This is a genomic window from Polyangium mundeleinium (assembly GCF_028369105.1).
GTDB lineage: Bacteria > Myxococcota_A > Polyangia > Polyangiales > Polyangiaceae > Polyangium > Polyangium mundeleinium.
Window position 1 is genome coordinate 9,515,633 of record NZ_JAQNDO010000001.1, and the last position, 21,159, is coordinate 9,536,791.

At 66.8% G+C, this 21,159-nt stretch carries 19 protein-coding genes; 9 read left to right on the top strand and 10 right to left on the bottom strand.

Annotated features, from left to right (window positions below):
- Window positions 1-10 precede the first annotated feature (10 nt).
- Genes POL67_RS37560 through POL67_RS37570 form a run of 3 tightly spaced genes read left to right on the top strand, consistent with a single transcriptional unit; the run spans window position 11 to window position 3,982 of the window.
- Window positions 11-1,519 carry a lysophospholipid acyltransferase family protein gene (locus POL67_RS37560; protein WP_271925462.1) on the top strand — a complete coding sequence of 503 codons (1,509 nt, stop codon included), beginning with the start codon at window positions 11-13 and terminating at the stop codon, window positions 1,517-1,519.
- A 1-nt stretch (window position 1,520) separates the two neighbouring features.
- Window positions 1,521-2,606: a tRNA pseudouridine(55) synthase TruB gene (gene truB / locus POL67_RS37565; protein ID WP_271925463.1), complete on the top strand. Its 1,086-nt coding sequence runs from the start codon at window positions 1,521-1,523 to the stop codon at window positions 2,604-2,606.
- A gap of 38 nt (window positions 2,607-2,644) precedes the next feature.
- Window positions 2,645-3,982: a hemolysin family protein gene (locus POL67_RS37570; protein ID WP_271925464.1), complete on the top strand. Its 1,338-nt coding sequence runs from the start codon at window positions 2,645-2,647 to the stop codon at window positions 3,980-3,982.
- Window positions 3,983-4,075: 93 nt separating this feature from the next.
- Here POL67_RS37570 and POL67_RS37575 read toward each other — a convergent pair whose 3' ends face one another.
- Complete coding sequence (locus POL67_RS37575; RefSeq protein ID WP_271925465.1) at window positions 4,076-5,227, bottom strand: formin; 1,152 nt, start codon at window positions 5,225-5,227, stop codon at window positions 4,076-4,078.
- Between the two features lie 159 nt (window positions 5,228-5,386).
- On the opposite strand from POL67_RS37575, the gene POL67_RS37580 reads away from it, so the two are divergent.
- From POL67_RS37580 to POL67_RS37595, 4 genes are all read left to right on the top strand, one after another.
- Entirely contained in the window at window positions 5,387-6,313 is a 927-nt protein-coding gene (locus POL67_RS37580) for an alpha/beta fold hydrolase (protein ID WP_271925466.1), read from the top strand.
- Window positions 6,314-6,464: 151 nt separating this feature from the next.
- Entirely contained in the window at window positions 6,465-7,085 is a 621-nt protein-coding gene (locus POL67_RS37585; RefSeq protein WP_271925467.1) for an anthranilate synthase component II, read from the top strand.
- Window positions 7,082-8,143, top strand: a complete 1,062-nt coding sequence (gene trpD / locus POL67_RS37590) for an anthranilate phosphoribosyltransferase (RefSeq protein WP_271925468.1) — start codon at window positions 7,082-7,084, stop codon at window positions 8,141-8,143. The genes POL67_RS37585 and trpD overlap by 4 nt, the downstream gene beginning before the upstream one ends.
- Window positions 8,140-8,961, top strand: a complete 822-nt coding sequence (locus POL67_RS37595) for an indole-3-glycerol phosphate synthase TrpC (RefSeq protein WP_271925469.1) — start codon at window positions 8,140-8,142, stop codon at window positions 8,959-8,961. Before trpD ends, POL67_RS37595 begins: the two co-directional genes overlap by 4 nt.
- Before the next feature lie 3 nt (window positions 8,962-8,964).
- Here the strand turns inward: POL67_RS37595 and POL67_RS37600 are convergent, their stop codons facing one another.
- The 6 genes from POL67_RS37600 to POL67_RS37625 form a co-directional block, all read right to left on the bottom strand.
- Entirely contained in the window at window positions 8,965-9,342 is a 378-nt protein-coding gene (locus tag POL67_RS37600) for a hypothetical protein (RefSeq protein ID WP_271925470.1), read from the bottom strand.
- A gap of 42 nt (window positions 9,343-9,384) precedes the next feature.
- On the bottom strand, window positions 9,385-10,554 hold the full coding sequence (locus POL67_RS37605) for a hypothetical protein (protein ID WP_271925471.1): 1,170 nt from the start codon (window positions 10,552-10,554) through the stop codon (window positions 9,385-9,387).
- 26 nt (window positions 10,555-10,580) lie between these two features.
- Complete coding sequence (locus POL67_RS37610) at window positions 10,581-11,174, bottom strand: Uma2 family endonuclease (protein WP_271925472.1); 594 nt, start codon at window positions 11,172-11,174, stop codon at window positions 10,581-10,583.
- Between the two features lie 43 nt (window positions 11,175-11,217).
- Window positions 11,218-13,560, bottom strand: a complete 2,343-nt coding sequence (locus POL67_RS37615; RefSeq protein ID WP_271925473.1) for a Tex family protein — start codon at window positions 13,558-13,560, stop codon at window positions 11,218-11,220.
- 427 nt (window positions 13,561-13,987) lie between these two features.
- Window positions 13,988-15,244, bottom strand: a complete 1,257-nt coding sequence (locus POL67_RS37620) for a hypothetical protein (RefSeq protein WP_271925474.1) — start codon at window positions 15,242-15,244, stop codon at window positions 13,988-13,990.
- A gap of 245 nt (window positions 15,245-15,489) precedes the next feature.
- A complete protein-coding gene (locus POL67_RS37625) occupies window positions 15,490-16,584 on the bottom strand; it encodes an RHS repeat-associated core domain-containing protein (protein ID WP_276077031.1) in 1,095 nt (364 codons plus the stop codon).
- Between the two features lie 73 nt (window positions 16,585-16,657).
- Between POL67_RS37625 and POL67_RS37630 the strand changes: the two genes are divergently transcribed.
- Together POL67_RS37630 and POL67_RS37635 are read left to right on the top strand one after the other, a co-directional pair.
- Window positions 16,658-16,981: a transposase gene (locus POL67_RS37630; protein ID WP_271917931.1), complete on the top strand. Its 324-nt coding sequence runs from the start codon at window positions 16,658-16,660 to the stop codon at window positions 16,979-16,981.
- Between the two features lie 53 nt (window positions 16,982-17,034).
- Complete coding sequence (locus tag POL67_RS37635; protein WP_271920392.1) at window positions 17,035-17,997, top strand: DDE-type integrase/transposase/recombinase; 963 nt, start codon at window positions 17,035-17,037, stop codon at window positions 17,995-17,997.
- 191 nt (window positions 17,998-18,188) lie between these two features.
- Here POL67_RS37635 and POL67_RS37640 read toward each other — a convergent pair whose 3' ends face one another.
- The 3 genes from POL67_RS37640 to POL67_RS37650 all read right to left on the bottom strand — a co-directional run bounded on the left by POL67_RS37640 (window position 18,189) and on the right by POL67_RS37650 (window position 20,579).
- Complete coding sequence (locus POL67_RS37640) at window positions 18,189-20,069, bottom strand: RHS repeat domain-containing protein (RefSeq protein WP_271925475.1); 1,881 nt, start codon at window positions 20,067-20,069, stop codon at window positions 18,189-18,191.
- 85 nt (window positions 20,070-20,154) lie between these two features.
- Window positions 20,155-20,412, bottom strand: coding sequence for a hypothetical protein (locus POL67_RS37645; protein ID WP_271925476.1), 258 nt, complete (start codon window positions 20,410-20,412; stop codon window positions 20,155-20,157).
- Window positions 20,409-20,579, bottom strand: a complete 171-nt coding sequence (locus tag POL67_RS37650; protein WP_271925477.1) for a hypothetical protein — start codon at window positions 20,577-20,579, stop codon at window positions 20,409-20,411. Before POL67_RS37650 ends, POL67_RS37645 begins: the two co-directional genes overlap by 4 nt.
- Window positions 20,580-21,159 lie beyond the last annotated feature (580 nt).

Consider the following 21,159-nt stretch of genomic DNA (forward strand, 5'->3'; position numbering starts at 1 on the left):
GCGGTTTCCCATGGGGAAGAAGCAGAAGCGGAAGCACAAGGAGACGAAGGAGACGCGCGCGGCCGTGGCGCCGAAGGAGCCCCTCGCGACCGCGGCGTTCGTCGCCGCCAACGCCGGCGTCGCCGCCCCCGAGGAGGAGAGCTCTCCTGCGGAAGGCGAGATCGCGGCGACGCGGCTTTTCGCGGAGCCGCCGCCCGCTTTGGACGAAGCGCCCGTGTCCTCGGAGGACGACGACGAGGACGACGACGACGATTGGTCCACGGCCGAGATCGCGCCCGCCCTGCCCCACGGCACCGACCTCGACGCGGACACGCCGTCCGCGCCGCGCCTCGTGCCCGGCTACGACCTCGACGCCGACGAGGCGCACGACGTCGCGCCGATCGGACCCACGGAGGCCGTCATCCGCCCGAGCATGCCCCCCGCGTCCGTGCGCGACGAGGCCGATGCTGCGGGCGCGGGCGCGACGAACCCCGCCGAGATCGAGCAGCAGATCCGCGACCTCGAAGCCCGGCTCGACCTGATGATCGGGCGCGGGCGCGAGCGCGCGGACGAGCCGGCCTACGTGCCCAAACCGCCGCCCGTCCCCACCGCGCGCAAGAGCGACGTGCCCAAGGCCAAGCCGCGCAGCGACGTGCCGGCGCCGCGGGCCTCCGTGCCGGAGTCGGCGACCGCGAGCGAGGTCCTCTCGCCCGAGTTTTACGCAAAGCAGTGGGGACGCGCGGGCCTGCGGAGCCGCTCCGAGGAGGTCGACGAGTTCGGCCTCGATCCGGCCTTCGAGGCGAAGCTCCTGCCCGTGCTCGACTTCATGACGAAGCGGTATTTCCGCGTCGAGGTCGAGGGCGCCGATCACATCCCCACGGAGGGCCGATGTCTCGTCGTGGCGAACCACGCGGGCGGCCCCCTGCCTTACGACGGCGCGATGTTGCGCGCCGCCATCCGCCGCGATCACCCGGCGCACCGCGAGCTCCGCTGGCTCGCCGAGGATTTCGTCTACTACCTGCCCTTCGTCGGCACGTTCATGAACCGCCTCGGCGCGGTGCGCGCTTGCCAGGAGAACGCGGAGCGCCTGCTCAACAAGGGCGCGCTCGTCGCGGTCTTCCCCGAGGGCGCGAAGGGCATCGGCAAGCTCTACCGCGACCGCTACAAGCTGCAGCGCTTCGGCCGCGGCGGCTTCATCCGCCTCTGCCTGCGCACGCGCACGCCTCTCGTGCCTTGTGCGATCGTCGGCGCCGAAGAAGCGAACCCGATGCTCTACCGCTTCGAGTACATGACGAAGACCCTGGGCATCCCGTACTTCCCGATCACGCCGACCTTCCCGGCGCTCGGGCCATTCGGCCTCATGCCCGCGCCGACGAAGTGGCGCATCCGCTTCGGCGAGCCGCTCACCTGGAGCAACTACGGCCCCGAGGCGGCCGACGACGAGATCCTCGTGGGTCGCCTCTCCGAGCGCGTGCGCGCGTCGATCCAGAGCATGCTCGACCGGATGCTGTCCGAGCGGCGCTCGGTCTGGCTGGGGTAGGATGAGCCCCAAAGAACGCGGGGACACGACCGGCGTCCTCGTCCTCGACAAGCCCCAAGGCCCCACGAGCCACGACGTCGTCGGCAAGCTGCGGCGCGCCCTCGGCATGCGCCGCATCGGCCACGCCGGCACGCTCGATCCGATGGCGTCGGGCGTGCTCGTGATGCTGCTCGGCGAGGCCACGAAGCTCGGGCCTTACCTGACCGCGCACGACAAGGCCTACGAGGCGCGCGTGGTCCTCGGTCGCGGCACGGACACGCTCGACGCCGAAGGCGCGGTCACGGACGAGGCGCCGCTGCCGGCGTGGCTCGAAGACGAGATCACGCGGTTCACACAGGAAGGCGCGAGCGCCGTTCTCCAGGGGATCACGGCCGCGCTCGATCGGGAGCGCGCGCGGACCGAACAAGCGCCGCCTGCGTACTCGGCCATCAAGGTCGACGGAGCGAAGAGCTACGACCGGGCGCGGCGGGGCGAGGTGGTGGAGCTGCCTGCGCGTCCGGTCGCCGTGCGCGCGATCGAGCTCCGCGGCGCGGGGATCCTCGAACCGGGGAAGCTCGCGTTCCTCGACGTCTCGCTCGACGTGAGCAAGGGTTATTACGTGCGCTCCCTGGCGCGTGATCTCGGCGCGGCCCTCGAGGTGCCCGCGCACCTCGGCGCGCTCCGCCGCACGCGGAGCGGGCCGTTCGGTCTCGACGTCGCGAACGTGCTCGACGCGCCCGCCGACGCCCTGCGCGCGGCCGTGGTGCCCCTCGCCGCGGCCGTTCGTCTGGGCCTGCCCACGGCCGTGCTCACGGCCGAGGGCGCGGTACGTGCATCCCAGGGCAAACGCCTTGGAGAAGCGGATTTTTCGGTGCCGCCCCCGCGCGAAACGGAGATCCAGGAAAGCGCCACCCATCGTCCGGACGAACCTTCCGAATCCGAAGAATCGGCAGCGAGCGCCTGGCTTTCCCCGGAGGGCCGTCTGGTCGCCGTGGGGAAATGGAATCATGATGGTTACGTGGTTCAACGCGGCTTCACGGATGTTCCCGCAGGCCGCGGGGTCGAGACGGAAGAGCACGTCGCGTCTGGTCGTCGCTTTCCGCCCTGACCATCCGTAGCTGCCGAGCGAGCGCGGCGGGTTGCGCCGTGAAAGCTTGGTCCGCTACGATTCGACGTGTAGGGAGTTCGGTTTTGAGTCCAAACGACGTACCACTGGCGCTTTTGGCAGGGGCCATCGCGTCGGCGCTCGTCGGGGCCTTGTTCGCGGGCGCGGACACAGCCTTGACGAGCCTCACCCAGACCCGCCTGGCAGCGCTCATCGAGCAGGCGGAAGGACCGGAAAAAGCGGCGCTCGAGCGCATCCGCAGCGCCGACGCCAAGCTCCGGTCTCGTTACCTGCTCGGCAGGGTCCTCAGCACGGCCCTGTCGGCTGTCTTGACGATGCTGTTCTTCCAGCCGCTGTACCCGCAAGCGGCGCCGCTGCTCGCCTTCGCCGTGACCGTGGTCCTCACGAGCACGCTCTTCGAGGTGAGCACCACGCTCGGGCGCAAGCACGCCGATCACGTGGCGCCGATGGCCGCGCGCTGGCTCAGGCCGCTGGAGATCGCGATGCTCCCGCTCGCGGTCCCGCTCGGCTGGCTGGGCGCTTCGATCGCGGCGAAGGAGAGCAGCGAGCCGCCGGATCCGCACATCACAGAGGCGGAGGTGGAGATGTTGGTCGAGGAGGGCGCGCGCAGCGGTCTCTTCGGCCGCGAGCCTGCGGAGATGATCCGCAACGTGCTCGAGTTCCAGGATCGCACGGCGAAGGACGTGATGATCCCGCGCTCGCGCGTGGAGGCCATCGAGGTGAGCACCCCGCTCGACAAGACGCTCGCGCTCGTCACGGGGAGTGGTCACTCGCGTTACCCGGTCTATCGCGAGCAGCTCGACAACGTGGTGGGGCTCCTCTACGCGAAGGACCTGTTCAAGGCGTTCGAGGAAGATCGCCTGAAGAACAAGTCGCTGCAGGAGATCGTGCGCAGCCCGGCGAACTTCGTGGCCGAGTCGCAGCCGCTCTCGACGTTGCTGAAGGAGATGCGCGGCCGCAGGCAACACCTCGCGATCGTGATGGACGAGTTCGGCGGCCTGAGCGGCATCGTGACGCTGGAGGACGTGCTCGAAGAGATCGTCGGTGACATCCGCGACGAGCACGACGCGGAGGAAGCGCCGCCGATCCAGGATCTCGGCGACGGCCGGCTGATGGCGGACGCTGCGGTGTCGATCCGTGATCTCTCAGCGTTCCTCGGCTCGGATCTCTTGCCGGACGGCGAGGCCGCGGTGGAGCAGGAGCACACGCTCGAAGGTTTGCTGACGGAGCACCTCGGCAAGACGCCCGAGAACGGCGCGAGCGTGAGCAAGTACGGCCTGCGCTTCATCGTGCGTGACTGCGACGAACAGCACATCGGCAAGGTCGAGATCGTCAGGCCTCGCAGCGTCGAGGTCTGAGCGTCCTTCTCGTCCTCGTCGTGGGACAAAACGAAACGGGGCCCGCTTTCGCGAGCCCCGTTTTTCGTTCCATCCCCCGAGGGGGAGAGGTGTTCAGCCGCCCTGCGTGACCTTCTGGATCGCGGTCATCAGGTTGTCGCCGGTCTCGATGAGGCCCACGATCGGGTTCTGCGGGTTGCTGTCGTCGCCCTTGAGCTCCGTGCGCATGTCGACGAACGCCTTGCGCAGGTTGCGGACGACCTCCTGGCTCGTGAACGCGGACGTCGTCACAGGATCGACGGGGATGAGCACAGGATCCCCGCTGCCGGGCAGATCGCCCTTCGTGTAGCGGTTCAGCTTCTTCTCGACGGACTTCATGCCCTGCTGCGTCCGCTCCGGCTTGAGGATGGCGTAGTTCGCAGGCCAGTCCTTGCCGAAGTCGTAGGGCTCCTTGACCGGCACGAGCTCCGCGATCACGCCCTTCTGGTCGGACCGGAAGAGGACGGAGAAGTTCATCACCGGCTCCTTTTCCTCCTTCCAGGCCTTCTCGACGGGCGCCTTCGCGAACTCGAGCAGGTTCTTGAAGCTGTCCTTCTTCTTGTTCAGCTCCTCGCAGCCCTTGGTGAAGTTGAGGAGCTGCCGCAGCGCGCTCGGATTGAGGCCAGAGATGCTCGCGCCGTCGACCTTCGTGGCGTCGAACGGGATGTTGATGCCGCCGAGCTGACCAGCGAGCTCCGCGGGATACTCCTTCTTGCCGAGCTTCTCCGCCGCTTCGCCGAGGAGCGTCTCGAGCTCCTTCATCTTCTCGTTGGCGGCCTTCACGTCCGTCATGAGGCTCTTGGCGTTCGCCACGACGGCCTTGCCGCGCTCGTTGCGCGCGGCAGCGCCGCCGACGGGATAGCCGATGAGCATCCCGACGACCGCCGTGCCGGCCGCGGCCATGATGACGCGCTTCTTCGCCTTCTCGCGCTCCTTGATGATCTCCTCGCCGACCTCGACCTTGATGGTCTGCTGGACGGCGGTGGGCTTCGGCGGCGGCGGCTCGGCGGCAGCGGGCTTCGCAGCCTGGGCGAACGGAGGAACCGGGATGCCAGGGGAGATCCCGGGCGGCGGAGCGATGTTCGGTGATTTCCCACCGGAACCAGAGGGCGGCGGCTGAGACTGGCCAGGAACGGGCAGCGGAACGGCCTGCGTTCCGATGTTCGTCTTGCCGAGCCGCGCCTTCAGATCGATCTTGGGTTTCTTGCTCTTGTCTTCAGCAGCCATCGGCTCCTCGTAGCGACCAGCGGGCAAGTTACCGGCGCGACGTACGTCGTGTCAACGGCGCGCCCGCTGAAATTCTCCCCTGGCCTTGGAAGCGCGGGCCTCGCGTTTCCTTGGTTTCTCGACGACGGCTCGCGGCCGGGGTGGTACCTACCGGAGCGAATGCTTCCTCCGCGTCTGCCCCTCGCCGTCGAGACCCGCGCCGTCACGGCGCCGGACGGTACGCGGATCACGTATTACGCCACCCGAACGCCCTATCCGGGCGCGCCCGTCGTCATGCTCGCGAACGGGCTCGGGGGCCAGCACATCACGTGGAGCGCGCAAATCGAGCACCTGCGCGGGCGCTACCGCTTCCTCACGTGGGACTACCGTGGCCTCTTCGCCTCCGCGCGGCCGCCGGAAGGCACACCGGCGTCGTATGCGATCCCGCGCCACGCCGAGGATCTCCTGGCGATCCTGGACGCCGAAGGCGCACCACGCGCGGCGCTCGTGGGCTGGAGCATGGGCGTCCAGGTCGTGCTCGAAGCGTACCGAAAGGCGCGACATCGGGCGCGTTGCATCGTGCTCCTGAACGGCACGAGCGGAAGGCCGCTCGACACGGTGAGCCCCTTGCCTGGCATGAAGACCGTGCTCCCTTCGCTCGTGGAGCTCGTGGGCCGCGCGCACGCGCTCGCGTCGCAGGTCACGCGCAGGGCCGCGGACGTGCCCGAGGCGCTCGCGTGGTTGAAGGCCATGGGCGTGATGAACGAGGCGCTCGACGACGCGGTGTTCAACGAGCTCGTCCAGGGCTTCAGCGCGCTCGACATGGAGGCGTATTTCCACAACCTCCGCGCGCTCGGTGATCACGACGCCTCGGACGTGCTCGGCACGATCGACGTGCCCACGCTGATCGTGTCGGGGGATCGCGACGCGATGACGCCGGCTGCGCTCGCGAAGGAGATGGCGAAGCAGATCCCCGGCGCGGAGCTCTACGTCGTGCGCGGAGGCACGCACTACACCGCGGTCGAGTTCCCCGAGCTCGTGAGCCTGCGCCTCGAAAAGTTCCTCGCGAAGGCCGCGCCGGGCGCGGGCGGAACGGCGAACGAGTAAGGCACGATTTGCCGGATTTTCCCGGGAAAAAGACGCATCGAGCGGCCAGCCGCGCCGTGGTGCGGGTGCTACTTTGTGCTCGGGGGGATGGAGGGCCGCGAGCCGCGCCTTGACGCGGACGCTTCCGTCCATCGCTAGCAAGGTGGGATCGATGCGGCTGCTCGTCGTCGACAACTACGACTCGTTCACTTACAACCTCGTTCAATACCTGGAGATCCTGGGCGCGAAGTGCGTCGTGCGGCTGAACGACGCGATCGACGTGGACGGCGCGCGCGCCCTCGCCCCGGACGGCATCCTGGTCTCGCCAGGGCCCTGCTCGCCGAACGAGGCGGGCGTGAGCCTGAAGATCATCGAGGCCCTCGGCGCCGAGCGCCCGCTGCTCGGGGTTTGTCTCGGTCATCAGGCCATCGCGCAGGTCTTCGGCGGACACGTGGTGCGCGCGGGGCGCGTGATGCACGGCAAGACGTCGCCGATCGAGCACGACGAGCGCACGATCTTCGCGGGCCTGCCGCGGCCCTTCGTGGCCACGCGGTACCACTCGCTCATCGTGGAGCCGAGCTCGCTGCCGAACGAGCTCGAGGTCTCGGCCTGGACGAACGAAGGCGAGATCATGGGCCTGCGCCACGCGCGGCTCCCGATCGAAGGCGTGCAGTTCCACCCCGAGTCGATCCTCACGACACGCGGGATGGATCTCCTGCGCAACTGGCTCGATCTCGTGAAGGATCACGCCCGCGCTCGGACGGGAGGTGCGCTGGCAGGAGCGCACCTGTGAGCGCCGCGGTCGCCTGCTTCGCCCACGTCTTCGAGCAGCTCGCGCAGGAGGAGCAATCCCTGCCGCGCGCGCTCGTACGCGGGGCGTTCGACGCGATCCTCGCGGGCGCGTGGACACCGGTGCAAGTCGCCGGCTTCGTGGTCGCGCTGCGCCTGCGCGGCGAGGACGCCTCCACGATCGCGGCCGCCGCCGAGGCGATGCGCGCGGTGATGGTGCGCGTCGATCACGGGCTGCCTGCGGTCCTCGACACGTGCGGGACAGGAGGCGACGGGCTCGGCACGCTGAACGTGTCGACGGCAGCCGCGATCGTGGTCGCTGCGGCCGGCGCGCCCGTCGCCAAGCACGGAAACCGAAGCGTTTCGAGCCGATCGGGCAGCGCCGACGTGCTCGAAGCACTCGGGGTGCCGATCGACGTGCCGCCCGAGCGTCAGGCCGATGTGCTGCGCGAGGCGCAGATCGCGTTCCTGTTCGCGCCGGCGCACCACCCGGCGATGCGGCACGGAGCGCCGGTGCGGCGCGAGCTCGCGATCCGCACGATCTTCAACGCGCTCGGCCCTCTGTCGAACCCGGCGAGCACGACACATCAGCTCCTCGGCACGTACGATCACGCGCTCCGACCGGTCTTCGCCGCGACGCTGGCCGAGCTCGGGCTCAGGCGCGCGTGGGTCGTGCGCGGCGAAGACGGGCTCGACGAGGTGAGCCCGTTCGGGCCGACGCGCGTCACGGAGCTCGCGCGCGGATCGCTGCGCGAGATGGTCGTGCGTCCCGAGAGCTTCGGCCTGCCGGTCTCGCCGTCGGGCGCGATCCAGGGCGGATCGGCCGCCGAAAACGCGGAGGTGATCCTCACCGTGCTGCGCGGCGAGCCGCACCCGGCGCGGTGCGCGATCGTCTTGAACGCGGCTGCGGCGCTCGCCGTCTTCCGCGAGACGGACGACCCGCGCGACTGGCCGGATCTCGCGGCGGAAGCGGCCGCGGCGCTCGACAGCGGCGCGGCGATGCGCACGCTCGATGCCCTCCGCGACGCCGCGCTGCATGCGCGGGAGACGGGAGCGCCGTGAGGGACGGGCAGGGAGGAAAGCGTGTCCTCGACACGATCCTCGCCTCGAAGCGGGCCGAGATCGCGGCGCTGCTCCCTGCGCCTCCGCCACGCGTGCTCCGCGCGCCGGCAGGAGGCGTCTTCGAGGCGCTCCGTCGGCCCGAGGGCGGGGCACTGCGGCTCCTCGCCGAGGTGAAGCTGCGTTCGCCGTCGGCGGGCGCACTCTCATCGGTGCTGCGGCCGGCCGAGCGAGCGCGTCGATATGCAGAGGCGGGCGCGACGATGATCAGCGTGCTCGTCGACGGTCCGTTTTTCGGCGGCTCGTACGACGATCTCGCGGCGTGCCGCGACGCGCTCGACGCAGCCTTCGGCGCGGCGCGGCCAAAGCTCCTCTGCAAGGAGTTCATCCTGGACCCGATCCAGCTCGCGATGGCCGCGGCGCACGGCGCGGACGCAGCGCTGCTCATCGCGCGCATCACCTCGGCGGAGGATCTCGCGCGGCTCGCGGACGCGGCGCGGGCTCTCGGGATCGAGCCGTTCGTCGAGGTCGCGACCGAGGAGGAGCTCGCCGCGGCCGAGCGCGCCCGCGCGCGTGTCCTCGGGATCAACGCGCGTGACCTCGACACGCTCGTCATGGATCATGCGCGCGCCGAGCGCGTGCTCGGCCGCGTCGATCGCAGCGCTGCGCGGGTCCACCTCTCCGGGCTCGCCTCGCCGTCCGACGTCGCGCGCATCGCGCAAGGCCCGGCCGACGCAGCGCTCGTGGGCGAGGCGCTCATGCGGCAGGACGACCCGGGCCCGCTGCTCGCCGCGATGGTCGCGCGCGCCGCAGCCGGTTGATCCTCACATCGCAGCGGGCCCCGACATCATCCGCGCCGCGCAGCGACCGCCCTGGCAGACGCATCCGCCGCCGCAATCCATCGTCCCCTGACGACACTCCATCGAGCAGAGCACGGCCCTGCAATCGGGCGCCGCGCTCCTCGCGACACACGACGCCGCATGGCAACACGCCGCCGGCGCGCAGTCCGCGTCCGTGCTGCATGCGGCCTCGTTCGGGCTGGCGGCCTCCGTCGAAGATCCCGTGGGCGATGGCGCGGCCGGCGGCGGCGTCTCCGCGGGGGGACGCGCTTCCGCGTCCGCGTTCCTCGGGCCTTCCGGCGACGCGGGGCTACACGCGGACATGAAAAACAACGAGGCGAGGAGCGGCAGGATCGTACGCATCGAGCGATCCTCATGCCCCGCCGAAGCGGCCTCGTAAAGCCTTCAGCCGCCGAGGTGCTGCTTCAATTGCGCCGTGAGCGCATCGAGATCGGCTTGCACGTCCGCGACAGGCACGCCGTTCGTCCGCACGAACCGCGCGAGATCGGCGAACGACGGATCTTCGAGCAACGCCGCGGCCGCGGGCAACGTGTACCCCCGCTCCCGACCGAGCCGCACCATGAACGCGCGGATCTCCGCGCGGAAATCCACGCCCGACAGCGCCCTGTACAGGATCGCGGCCGCGAGGTGCGCGGCGCTCTCTTCCCTGCGCGCGGCGACCTCCAAAAGCTCCGACACCCGCAGGTGCACGATCGCCCGCGGCACCACGTTGTCGAGCCGCGCGAGCGGCGCGAGGGCTCGCGTCTCCAGCGCGATCGCCTTCCCGAGGTCCCCTGCGTCCTTGTGGTGACCCGCGAGCGCAGCCAGCGTCCCCGCGTGACCGAGGGCGTCGTTCTGCGCGTCGAACGCGCCGAGCAGCGCGTCGAGCCCGCCCTTCTCCTCCACGGCCCCCGCGACCGGCCCGACGATGGATGCGTCGTTCGCCGCGCGCACGGCCTCGCCGAACATCGCGGCGAGCGCAGAAAACGCGCCTGCGCCGACGAAATACGACGTCGCCGTGATCCCAGCCTCCACGCCCGCTTCCTTCGTCCCGCCGGGGACCTTGCCCTCGACGGCCGCGATGAACGCGGCCCCGTACCGCTCGCCGAACGCGACTTTCACCGCGGCCTCGTCCTGCCCCGCGCGCTCTTCGGGCCGCGCCTCCATCCACGCCGTCACCGCGCTCGCTGCCGCCTCCGTCGCCGTGAAGCCCATCGCTGCGCCGCCTTCGAGCAGCGGCGCGCGCGTCACGAGCCGCGCCTCCACGAGCTCTCCGACGAGCGGCAGAAGGTCCGGACGCTCGGGCTCCCCAGCCTCCCGCAAGGCCGCGATGCGCCGCTTCACCTCGTCGGGCATGGCGGGCATCTCGGGCCTCGATTCGGGCGGCATCCGCTCGAACGCTTCCAGCATGCGGCCGATCTGCCGGAACCTCTCGTCCTCCACCGACTCGCGCGCAAATGCCTTCTCGACGAGCGTCTCGGGCACGGGCGGCTGCGCGCGCGTGAGGATCCAGAGCAAGCGTCGCGCGTCGGGGGAGAGGCGAGCTACCGCGGTCTCGACGGCCGTATCGGACATGCCGCGCAGGGTACCGGCGGGCGGGATCAGGGAGAAGAGGGCTCGGCGGGCTTGGGGAGGATCCAGAAGGGCGCGAGGTTGATCTCGAGGTCGAAGGGCGGCAGGCGTGGGGTTTCATCCTCCCCTGCGGACGTGACGAGCAAGGGCTGCTCACGTTCGGCACGAAAGACCTCGACGAGTCGTATCTCCGGATCGATCAACCAGACCCAACCCACGCCAGAGCGCGCATAGTGCGGCAGCTTGATCCGGCGATCGTCGCGAGCCGTCGACGGCGAGAGAACCTCGCAGCACCAATCAGGGAGCAGCGTGATGGGGTACCCACGGGGCGGGTCGGGGCAACGGTCGACGCGCCATCCGGCGATATCTGGGTTGAAGAGCCGATCTCCGAAGCGAACCGCGGGCTCCAGCTCGATCCACCAGCCAGTGCCGCCGGAGGCTATGTCGGCATCGCCGAGCGCGCGATAGCACTGCCCTACCGCGCGCCGATGCGGCGCATCCGGCCGAGACATCGTGCGGATCTCACCCGGCTGGAGGATCTCGCCGCTCAGATGCGCAGGCAGCCGATCGATCTCGGCGAGCAGTTCCTCAAAGGTGGGAAGCTTGCGCGCGGGGTCGCCCATGCCGCGAAGGTAGCATGAACCGGCCCCGCGCCGCCCCCCGCCCCTACCGCTTCAACAACGTCGCGAACGGGTTGTTCGTGAACTTCGCCTGCGGCTGCGGTTTGCCCTGGGGGCCGCCCTTGCCCTGCTGCGGTCCGCCGCGCCCTTGCTGCGGCCCTTGCGCCTGCTGCTGCCCCGGCTGCGGGCGCTCGCCCTTCCGTGCCGTCAGCGAGATGCGCTTGCGCACCATGTCCACCTCGAGCACGCGCACCTTGAGCTTGTCGCCGACCTTCACGACCTCGCTCGGATCCTTCACGAACCTGTCCGCGAGCTGCGACACGTGCACGAGCCCGTCCTGGTGCACGCCCACGTCCACGAACGCGCCGAACGCGGTCACGTTCGTGACCACCCCTTCGAGCTCCATCCCGGGCTTGAGGTCCTCCATCGTCCGCACGTCGTCGCGGAACTTCGGCGGCTCGAAGCTCGCGCGTGGATCACGCCCCGGCTTCTTCAGCTCCACCAGGATGTCGTTCATCGTGTACTCACCGACGTCGCCGCCGATGTACTTCTTCGGATCGACACGACCGATGAGCTTCGTGTCGCCCACGAGCGACGCGACGGGCACGCCGAGGTCCTCGGCGATCTTCTCCACGAGCGCGTAACGCTCCGGGTGCACCGCGCTCGCGTCGAGCGGGTGCTCGCTCCCGCGGATGCGCAAGAAGCCCGCGCACTGCTCGAACGTCTTCGGCCCGAGCCCCGCCACATCGAGCAGCTTCTTGCGGCTCGAGAACGCGCCGTGTTGATCACGATGCGACACGATCTTCTTCGCGAGCGACGCCCCGATGCCCGCCACGCGCGAGAGCAACGGCGCGCTCGCCGTGTTCAGCTCCACGCCGACCATGTTCACGCAGCTCTCCACGACCTCGTCGAGCTTCCGCGCGAGCAGCGACTGGTACACGTCGTGCTGGTACTGCCCCACGCCGATGCTCTTCGGATCGACCTTCACGAGCTCGGCGAGCGGATCCTGCAACCGCCGCGCGATGCTGATCGCGCCGCGCACCGTCAGGTCGAGGTCCGGGAACTCCTCACGCGCCACGTCGCTCGCCGAGTACACGCTCGCGCCCGCCTCGCTCACCGGCACGCAGAAGGTCTCCTTCAGCCCCTCGGCCGCGAGCACATCCCGGACGAACTGCTCCGTCTCGCGCCCGTGCGTCCCGTTGCCCACGGCCACCGCGCGCACGCCGTACTTCCGGCACAGATCGCGGATCGTCCGCTTCCCGCGCTCCTCCGCTTCGGCGCCTTGCACGAGGTAGATCGTCTCGTTCGCGAGCAGCTTGCCCGTGTCGTCGACGACCGCGCACTTGCAGCCCGTGCGTTGCCCCGGGTCGATCCCGAGCACCGCGTGCGTCCCGAAGGGCGCCGCGAGCAAGAGCTCCCGCAGGTTCTGCGCGAACACCTCGACCGCCGCGCGGTCCGAGAGCTGCTTCAGCTCGACGCGCACGTCGATCTGCACGCTCGGCGCGAGCAGCCGCTTGTACGCGTCGCTCGTCGCTTTGCCGAGCTCGCCCGCCCAGGGCGAGCCGCCGTCGAGGCCGGCCATCTTGCCGATCGGCGCGAAGAGCCTCTCGCCGTCGAGATCCACCGACGCGCGGAGAATCCCCTCCGCCTCGCCGCGGCGGATCGCCAGGTAGCGGTGCGACGGCATCCCCGCGACGGGCCCTTCGAAGGTCGCGTACGTGTCGAACTTCGTCGCCTTGCCCTCGTGCTCCTCGTTTTTCTTCACGCGGATCACGCCGTCTTGCATGTACCCCTCGCGCACGAGCTTGCGCACGTCGGCGTTCTCGGCGATCCGCTCGGCGCAGATGTCGCGCGCGCCGGCGAGCGCGGCCGCGACGTCGGGCACCTCCTTGGCCGCGTCGACGAAGGCCTTGGCCTCCTCCTCGGGGCTGCCTTCCTTCGCTTGCGACCAGATCCGATCGGCGAGCGGCTCGAGCCCGCGCTCCTTGGCGATGATCGCCCGCGTCCTGCGCTTCGGCTTGAACGGCAGGTAGAGATCCTCGAGCTCGGCCTTCGTCGCGCAGCCGAGGATCTTCTTCTTCAGCCCGTCCGTGAGCTTGCCTTGCTTGCCGATCTCGTCGAGCACCTGCCTGCGCCGCTCGTCGAGCTCCACGAGGTACGTACGACGCTCCTCGATGGCGCGGATCTGCACCTCGTCGAGCCCGCCCGTCGCCTCCTTGCGGTACCGCGCGATGAACGGCACCGTCGCGCCCTCGGCGAGCAGCTTGACCACGGCTGAGACCCCGGACCTCGGGAGCGTGAGCTCCTCCGAAAGGGTCGGGACCGGGTCGAAAGCGGGCAGCGTGAACGTGGGCGAGGACACCGTGGTGGGGTCGGTCGTGGCGGTCATGGGACGGGTGGCTTTATGCACGGGCTGGACGGTTGTCCAGGGGGAAACGCCGCGAAGGCGAAGGCTGGCGGGCTCCTGCGCGCCCTCGATGTTCGTCGCGGTTCTCCGAGACGACCACGAATCGATGCCGCTTGTCGTTCTGTACGCATGTTGAGGCTCCTTCCGGCGGGGAGCCTGGGCACGCGGGCCACTGGGGCGTCAGGACGGGGGTGGGCGAGGTGTTACAGTAGAGCTTCTTGGTGACGACCGCTGCGGTGACGCGAACCGTCACGGTCGCGAGCCCTGCCCTGCTGATTACCAACCTGCCTCGGAGTTCCTGCTGTAACGCGCTATAGAGATGATTTGACGCACCGACACGAGACGCACGACCCACGTGCCCACCAGCCTTGTGAGGTGGAATCAGCCTCAGCGTCGGCACCAGTATCTCCTACGGAAGCCTCTCGAGTTCCGAAATAATTTCATCGAGTCGTCGCTCTGCCCAGCTCTCTTTGGGTATTTTAGCCTTCGCCTCGCGCAGCTGCGGAAGGGACTGTCGTGCCTTCAGAGTAAGCAGTGCTTCTGCCGCGCCCACAACAATATAGGCATTGTTGTCATTCAGCAGTTTCTCCAGATTCCGAATATACGGCGTGCCTGCTGGGCCGATGACAGCGAGTCCTTGCGTGCCGAGGACGATCGTGGACCATTTTCGCGCCCGCAGGGCATCGTCAAAGATGGGTGCGGCAGCCGAATCCTTCGCTTCCGCCAAATAATGCAACACCTCGTCGTGTCGATTCGAGGAGCGCCAGATGCCCGTCGCCCACTGCCGCATTTTCCTCAAGAAAAGCGGCGAAGGACGCTGTGCGAACAGTGAATGCATAACTCTCTCATCGTCCGGATGAGCGACCAAATACCGCTCTATCGTCGCGAGAGACTTCTCCGAGGGGAACCATATCAACGCCTCAGCAGCTACTCGTTCCAAGCCATCGGTGGCCGCCAGTAGCTTTTCCACTTCAGAAACTGACGCTTGGCCGAGACGCCACGCACTGATGCGAGCCGCTACTCGCACCTCGGGATCTGGGTCCGTAATGAGCGACTGTGCTGTCTGAACGGCGGCATCGTTGGTAAACGCGGCGAGGGCTATTGCCGCAGCAAATCGCCCCTGGACAGAGGATCCTTGCGCGAACCGCCGCACCACCGGCACGTATTCGGAGCGAGGATCAAAACCGAGAGTGCAGATGGCCTCAACATCTTCACGGCTCTGTAACAGACTGAAAGCGGTGGAGGCGGCTTGTGCTGGTATTCGTTTACGTAAGCACGCGAAGACTTCCTTTCGTCGAAACGCCTCCGGTGCGTTTTGCAGGGCCCATAAGAGCTCCTTGTCTGCGGAGGGCAAGGCAAGCTCGCATAGCTCAGTCGCAAGCACATAGGACAGGGGTGACGTCTCACCGTAGTCCACCCAGGCCAAACGAACGGGACTCTCGTCGGAGAATATAGACCGAAGCAGCGGCGCCGACTGAGGAAACTGGCGCACGAGCTGGTAAGCAGCGTAGCCGCGTACCGTTGGTGCCTCGTGACTCAGCAACTCGACAGCTTCAGCTTCTGACCACGCGGACGATAGCGCCTTCATCCACTCGGCACGCTTCGTCGGCTTGAATAGCTGAAAGCGAAGACGCTGCCATGTGCAATCCCCTTCAATCTGCTGCACGATGCCACGTACCGCCGGAGATAGGGCCATTGCGCCCGTAGGCTTCCAAGACATACTGTTGGCGTTGTGGCCTTGCGTGACGCACTGCGTTGAGGTCGACCCGAGGGTTGCCGTCGGAGCGAGCATCGGCGGAGTCACGCTTGGCGACGGCACCGCCGATGTAACACTGGTGGATGAAGGAGTATCGCATCCGAAGCATGCGAGCCCGATCGCGCACCAGTGGGCTCGTAGGGCGCTGAGGTGTCTCACTTAGGGCCTCCAGGTCGGAGTGCAGGAGCAGGCGGCCACGAGTAAAGCAAGTCCTCGCCAGGAACGTAAATGGTATGACTCCCTCTGAGTGGAAGGCCGAGATCCCGTCGAAACGAGTTTTCGGTGGGAATCTCATTTTTATACTCTTCAAGACCTATGGCCATGCGCTCCGCGTGCACAGTGCGTTGATCAAATCCACTTTTCCACTCCGACTCAGCTTCATATGGAGCGTTTGTCCCCAGCGCGTTGCGGACCGCGTGCACCCCCTCATGACCCAGCCCCACCTGCGGTGGGTGCGGCACTTGCTGTCCTAGTGAGGCGTCCTTGATAGGCTGAGGGCCTTCCGCCACAAGATACAAGTCCGGGTTGTAGGTGATGGTGGTCCCAGTTGGTTCACCGCGTTTACGTTTCTCTTCATCATCTGGGAAAGCTTTCAGCTGGTCGCCCTTGGGCAGGCTTGGATCGGCGGGGACGATCCGCACAGGTTGTCCTGCCGCCTCGAGCGTCGAAAACAGAACCCGACCGCTCGGAGTCGCAGCGAGAAGCGATAGGTCACGAGTGACCTTAGACTGAAATTCCGGCGCTCCTCCTATTGTCATGTTTGGCGGCATCTTGAAGGGGTATTCCACGTCCATCGAGTACTTTGATTGCATTGCGAACGCGCGTGCCCAAAACAAGCCCGACGCGCCGCGCATGAATGTGCCTAGTGAAGTAGGCGATTGTTTCGACAATGCCTTCATGTGGGCATGGAGTTGCGCGTCGGTCATCGTCATGATTTGATAATCAACGGTACCGGGTTTTGGTACTTCCTTTCCGGTTGGATCATGCAACGAAATAGGATCGCACACTGCATAGTTGTATAGTCCAGGCCCATCTACCATCCCCGCCGGATCCGCGCTCGTCCACCGTCCCAACCACGGCGCATAGTACCTCGCCCCGTGGTAATACAGCCCTGTCTCCTGGTCCTTCTCCTTACCCGTGTACCTGTACCGCTTCGCGCTGACCTCCACCCCGCTCGCCATAGCATGGTATGCGCTCGTCCCATATGGATGGTACTCCTCGTAGCTGATGACGAGCCCATCCTCATCCAGCTCTAGCTGTTCTGCCTCCCTCGGAACGGGACAAACCTGACCGCCGTGCTACACGGTCGAGGACAAACCGTTCATGCCGAAGCGAATCCGAAGAAACCACACGAGCGAGCAGAAGGCCGCGCTGCTGAAGCGCCACCACGTGGAGAAGGTGCCCGTTTCGAGCCTTTGCGACGAGACGAAGCTGCAGCCGAGCCTCTTCTACACCTGGCAGCGGCAGCTGTTCGAGAACGCGGCCGTCGTGTTCGATGGGCCGCCGAAGGACAAGCCCTCGGCACGCGAGCGTGAGCTCGAAGCGCGCGTCGCGCAGCTGGAGGCCAAGCTCTCGAAGAAGGACGCGGTGATCGCGGAGATCTCCGAGGAATACGTCAAGCTGAAAAAAGAACTTGGGGAGCCCTGACCGGCCGGTGGGTTCCCCACGACACGCGTGACGAGGTCGTCGACTTCGTCCGCGTGTGGGCCGACAAGACGAATATCATCGGGGAGAGCTTCATTCGCTGGCTCGGCGTCGCGCGCAGCAAGTTCTTCGACTGGAAGAAGCGCTACGGTAAGGCGAACGAGCACAATGCAGATGTGCCACGCGACTTCTGGATCGGGCCCGAGGAGCGGCAGAAGGTGCTCGACTTCCACGCAAAGAACCCGCTCGAGGGCTATCGCCGATTGACGTTCATGATGCTGGACCAGGACGTCGTCGCCGTCAGTCCTTCGACCACCTATCGGGTGCTGTCGGCGGCAGGCCGCCTCGACCGCTGGAAGCGGGGCGCGTCGAAGAAGGGCACCGGCTTCGTGCAGCCGCTCAGGCCGCACGAGCACTGGCACATCGATATCGCCTACCTGAACGTAGCTGGCACGTTCTATTACCTGTGCTCGCTGCTCGACGGCGCCAGCCGCGCGATCGTCCATTGGGAGATTCGCGAAGCGATGACCGAGTTGGATGTCGAGTGCATCGCACAGCGTGCGCGCGAGAAGTACCCTGACGAAAGGCCACGCATCATCTCGGACAACGGCCCGCAGTTCATCGCGAAGGACTTCAAGGAGTTCATCCGAATCGCGGGCATGACGCACGTGCGCATCTCGGTCAACTACCCCCAGTCGAATGGCAAGATCGAGCGCTGGCACAGGACGCTGAAGAGCGACGCGATTCGGGTGACGCCGCCGTCATCGCTCGCGGATGCCCGCCGCATCGTCGGGCGCTTCGTCGACCATTACAACGGCGTGCGCTTGCACAGCGCCATCGGGTACATCACACCGAACGACGCGCTCGCGGGCCGAGCCGATATCATCTGGGCCGCACGTGACACGAAGCTCGAGGCAGCTCGTGAGGCGCGGCGGCAGCGTCGCCTGGCAGCGAGGGCGGCTGCGCATCCGGAGCTCCGAGCCCCCGCCGGAGGCTCCGTCTGCCCATCGCCCGCATAATCGCGGAGCCGCCGCGCGCAGCAAAGGGCAATCTCGCGCCCGGAGCCACCCGCAGCCGCGGCGAGATGCTCGGGGCTGCGCCGGGCAGCAACCGCGGCCGCCTGGAAGCCAAACCCGGCGAGGATGGCGAGGACGCGAGTTGCCCAACGCGAGCACGGTGGCACTCTCGGTGGCGCGTGGGCCTCGCGAATTCAGGCCGCTTGTGACTTGCCTTGGAGAGGTTTTACTTTACTATACCGGGACCGCATCCTGTTCACGGGGAACCAGTACACATCCCCGAGTTCATGCCTCCGGTAGACCTCGAAGCCCCCGAGGTAGATCCGCTCCTCGACGATCCCGCTGTGCTCCCAGACCTTCCGCACCCGCTGCCCGCCAGCGTCGTACGTGAAGTAGACCGTCCCCCCGCCGCCCTTGTCGACCTCGCGCTTCTGATCCTTGAAATCCCACACGATGCCCTCCAGATGCGGCATCGACGTCATGCTCCAGTGCTCGTCGTAGTTATACAGCGCCGAATACTGCCCGACCGCATCCCCCGGTAAACTCGTCCTGAGGAGCCGATTGCTCGACTCCGCGATATCATACCGCCGCGTCCAGCCCCCCGTGCTGCCCTGCGCGGCATGAATCATCGTCAAGATGTTGCCGACCGCATCGTACTCGAAGCTCTCCGCATAGCTCCGCATCGCCTGCGGATCATTCGGGTTCGCCGCATTCACCAGCGGAAACCCGTTTGCATCCTGCTGGATATCAGAATTCTGTCCCGAATGCTCCCGCCCCGTCGCCTCGATCAGCCGGTAGAGCGCATCGTACTCGTACTTCCAGACCGGCTCGACCAGCTCGCTATTGTGGTAGAGCTCACCCTGCGCCAGGTCGGCAATCTCGACGATGTTGCCGACCGGATCGTACGTGTAACGTAGGTCCTGCAACAGCTCACTGTCCGAGGTCCGCGTCGTCTTGAGCCGCGTCAGCCGGTAGGTCAGCGGGTCGTAACTGTACTCCGTGACCACCCCGTTCCCATAAACGATCTTTTCCCGCTGCCCCTTCGCATCGTAATCGATATCATCGACGAACGTCGTCCAACCACTCGCCCCCCGAATCCGCGCCTCCACCTTCTCGAGCAGATTCGCCTCGTTGTACCTCGGCTTGATCTCACTCTGGTCCGGCGTCGTCAAGCTCGTCGGACGATTCAGCGCATCATACGCCGTCGTCTGCGTGAACACCTCCGTCTCGAGCGCCACCGTCCCCGACCAATCAATCTGCGTCGAGTAATTCTGCGCGAGCTGCCGCTGGCTCTCCAGCAAATTCCCCTTGAAATCGTACTCGACCGAGGTAACCACCCCGGCCCCATCCTTCACCTGATACACCTTCCCACGCAGATTCGCGTCCTCCGGATCCGTCTGCCCCTCCCCATACACCGTCACCTCGGCGAGCACCTCCGGATCCGACCCCTTCTGCACCCAAAGCCCCGTCCGCCGATTCAGCGCATCATAGACCGAGCGCACCACATGCCCTCGGCCATCCCACCCCCGAATCGGGTTCCCGAGCACATTCGCCAGCGTCCACCGCTCTCCAGAATCGCAGCTCTTCTGGTACAGCGTCCGCCCGAGCATGTCGAAGACATACTCCATCGCCGTATTCCCACGAGCATCCGCAATCGCCCGCAGATTCCCCTCGATATCGAGCACCGCCTTCGTCGTGTACACCCCTGCGGTCTTGTTGTCCTCGACCCCGCGCACCGGCCTGCCCAGCACGTCGAAATGCACCAGCGCCGGCGTCTCCGCATGCTCCTCGGTCAGCTCCGCCGCCCGCTGCTCCTGCGCGGAAGCCGTCGGCGTCGCGCTCGGCTGCCTCGCGGCATACCAGGGGTTGCCCGTCTCGAGCACCGTATCGTTCCCGTCCCAGCTCGCCTGCTCCCAGGGCGTGAACGTCACACGCGAATGCGTCCCGTTCGGCAGGTCCGTTCGGATGAGCCGGCCGAGCGGGTCGTAACGCAGGATCGGCGTCACGCCCCACTCGACAAGCTCCTGTTCGTCCTCGTATTCGTGGGTGGCAGAAAAGAACGGCTCGTGGATCATGTGCCCGTGGATGCCGACGAGAGGCCCTTTACCTTGCCGTTTTGACAGCCACGCCGGCCGTGTGGCTGCTGCCACATCGCCACCCTTACCTGGTGTCTAACCAGGGCTGCAACAGTGCATTGAAATCACGATCCGTTAGACCTCCGTTGCTGAGTCTCTGCCACCCTCCAGCATCGAGAAGGACTCGCAGCGGGATCTCAGGAAACGCTCGCTTGAAGTACGTCACCATGGTCGACTGCGACAATCCTCCGTTGGTCAGCTCCCCGAGATACTCAGCCAATTCAACTGGATAGAATTCTCCACGCCTTGCCTGTAAGGCCCCAATGACTTCTTCGTCCTTCATCGATAAAACTCCACCACCACCCTCTGCTCGTTGTTCTCTATAATTGTTACGTTCTTGAACCCGGCCCTTCCAGCCATGATCCCTGTGAAGGTGTGGTCGCGTGCCGCCTCTTCCTCGGTCCAACCCTCACGCACCGCCTTCTTGAACGAATCAAAATTGTCTGCCATATCTCGTGCCACTGGCGCATGCACCTGGCGCCGCTGGCGCGCACAACGAACCTCGGTCGGGAGCGCCCTTGCAGTAGCCGCTTGGCCCGAGCTGTGCTATGCGCTTCCTCATGTCGACGCGGCCATCTGTAACCCGCACGTCCCGACGCCTGCTCGTGCTGGGGACTCTGGTCGCCACCATTGTAGGCTGGCTCGCCTATGCGTTCGCCGTAAATCCCCCTGGGCTCTCGGCGGCAGAACGCCTTTCCGCACACTTGCACCCTCGGATGCCAATCAGCGCGGTCCAGCAGCAGGCCGAGCTACTTGGCTTCGCATGGCAAGTGCATCCCACGTCGCCAGAGCCCGGGTCTTCTGGTTCGCCGGGCCGAGAAAGCACGATTCACATCATCTGTCACCAACGACCTATCAATGGCACTGTGGAGAGTGGCCGACATGGCGCCATCGAGGTTTGCGAGGAGCTTCGCCTCGCACCATCTTTCGGGGCGCTCTTCGCATCTCACTCTTGTAACATTGTCTTCAGGGGCGGCGAAATCGAGCGATTTTGGCTTTATGCCGATTGATGCGCAACGTTCTCGCGCGC

What these genes read in the sequence shown, in the direction of transcription:
- POL67_RS37560 (WP_271925462.1), top strand. Translation starts at nt 11, where the DNA reads ATGGGGAAGAAGCAGAAGCGGAAGCACAAGGAGACGAAGGAGACGCGC.
- truB (WP_271925463.1), top strand. Translation starts at nt 1,521, where the DNA reads ATGAGCCCCAAAGAACGCGGGGACACGACCGGCGTCCTCGTCCTCGAC.
- POL67_RS37575 (WP_271925465.1), bottom strand. Translation starts at nt 5,227, where the DNA reads ATGGCTGCTGAAGACAAGAGCAAGAAACCCAAGATCGATCTGAAGGCG.
- POL67_RS37580 (WP_271925466.1), top strand. Translation starts at nt 5,387, where the DNA reads ATGCTTCCTCCGCGTCTGCCCCTCGCCGTCGAGACCCGCGCCGTCACG.
- POL67_RS37585 (WP_271925467.1), top strand. Translation starts at nt 6,465, where the DNA reads ATGCGGCTGCTCGTCGTCGACAACTACGACTCGTTCACTTACAACCTC.
- POL67_RS37600 (WP_271925470.1), bottom strand. Translation starts at nt 9,342, where the DNA reads ATGCGTACGATCCTGCCGCTCCTCGCCTCGTTGTTTTTCATGTCCGCG.
- POL67_RS37605 (WP_271925471.1), bottom strand. Translation starts at nt 10,554, where the DNA reads ATGTCCGATACGGCCGTCGAGACCGCGGTAGCTCGCCTCTCCCCCGAC.
- POL67_RS37610 (WP_271925472.1), bottom strand. Translation starts at nt 11,174, where the DNA reads ATGGGCGACCCCGCGCGCAAGCTTCCCACCTTTGAGGAACTGCTCGCC.
- POL67_RS37615 (WP_271925473.1), bottom strand. Translation starts at nt 13,560, where the DNA reads ATGACCGCCACGACCGACCCCACCACGGTGTCCTCGCCCACGTTCACG.
- POL67_RS37630 (WP_271917931.1), top strand. Translation starts at nt 16,658, where the DNA reads ATGCCGAAGCGAATCCGAAGAAACCACACGAGCGAGCAGAAGGCCGCG.
- POL67_RS37640 (WP_271925475.1), bottom strand. Translation starts at nt 20,069, where the DNA reads ATGATCCACGAGCCGTTCTTTTCTGCCACCCACGAATACGAGGACGAA.
- POL67_RS37645 (WP_271925476.1), bottom strand. Translation starts at nt 20,412, where the DNA reads ATGAAGGACGAAGAAGTCATTGGGGCCTTACAGGCAAGGCGTGGAGAA.
- POL67_RS37650 (WP_271925477.1), bottom strand. Translation starts at nt 20,579, where the DNA reads ATGGCAGACAATTTTGATTCGTTCAAGAAGGCGGTGCGTGAGGGTTGG.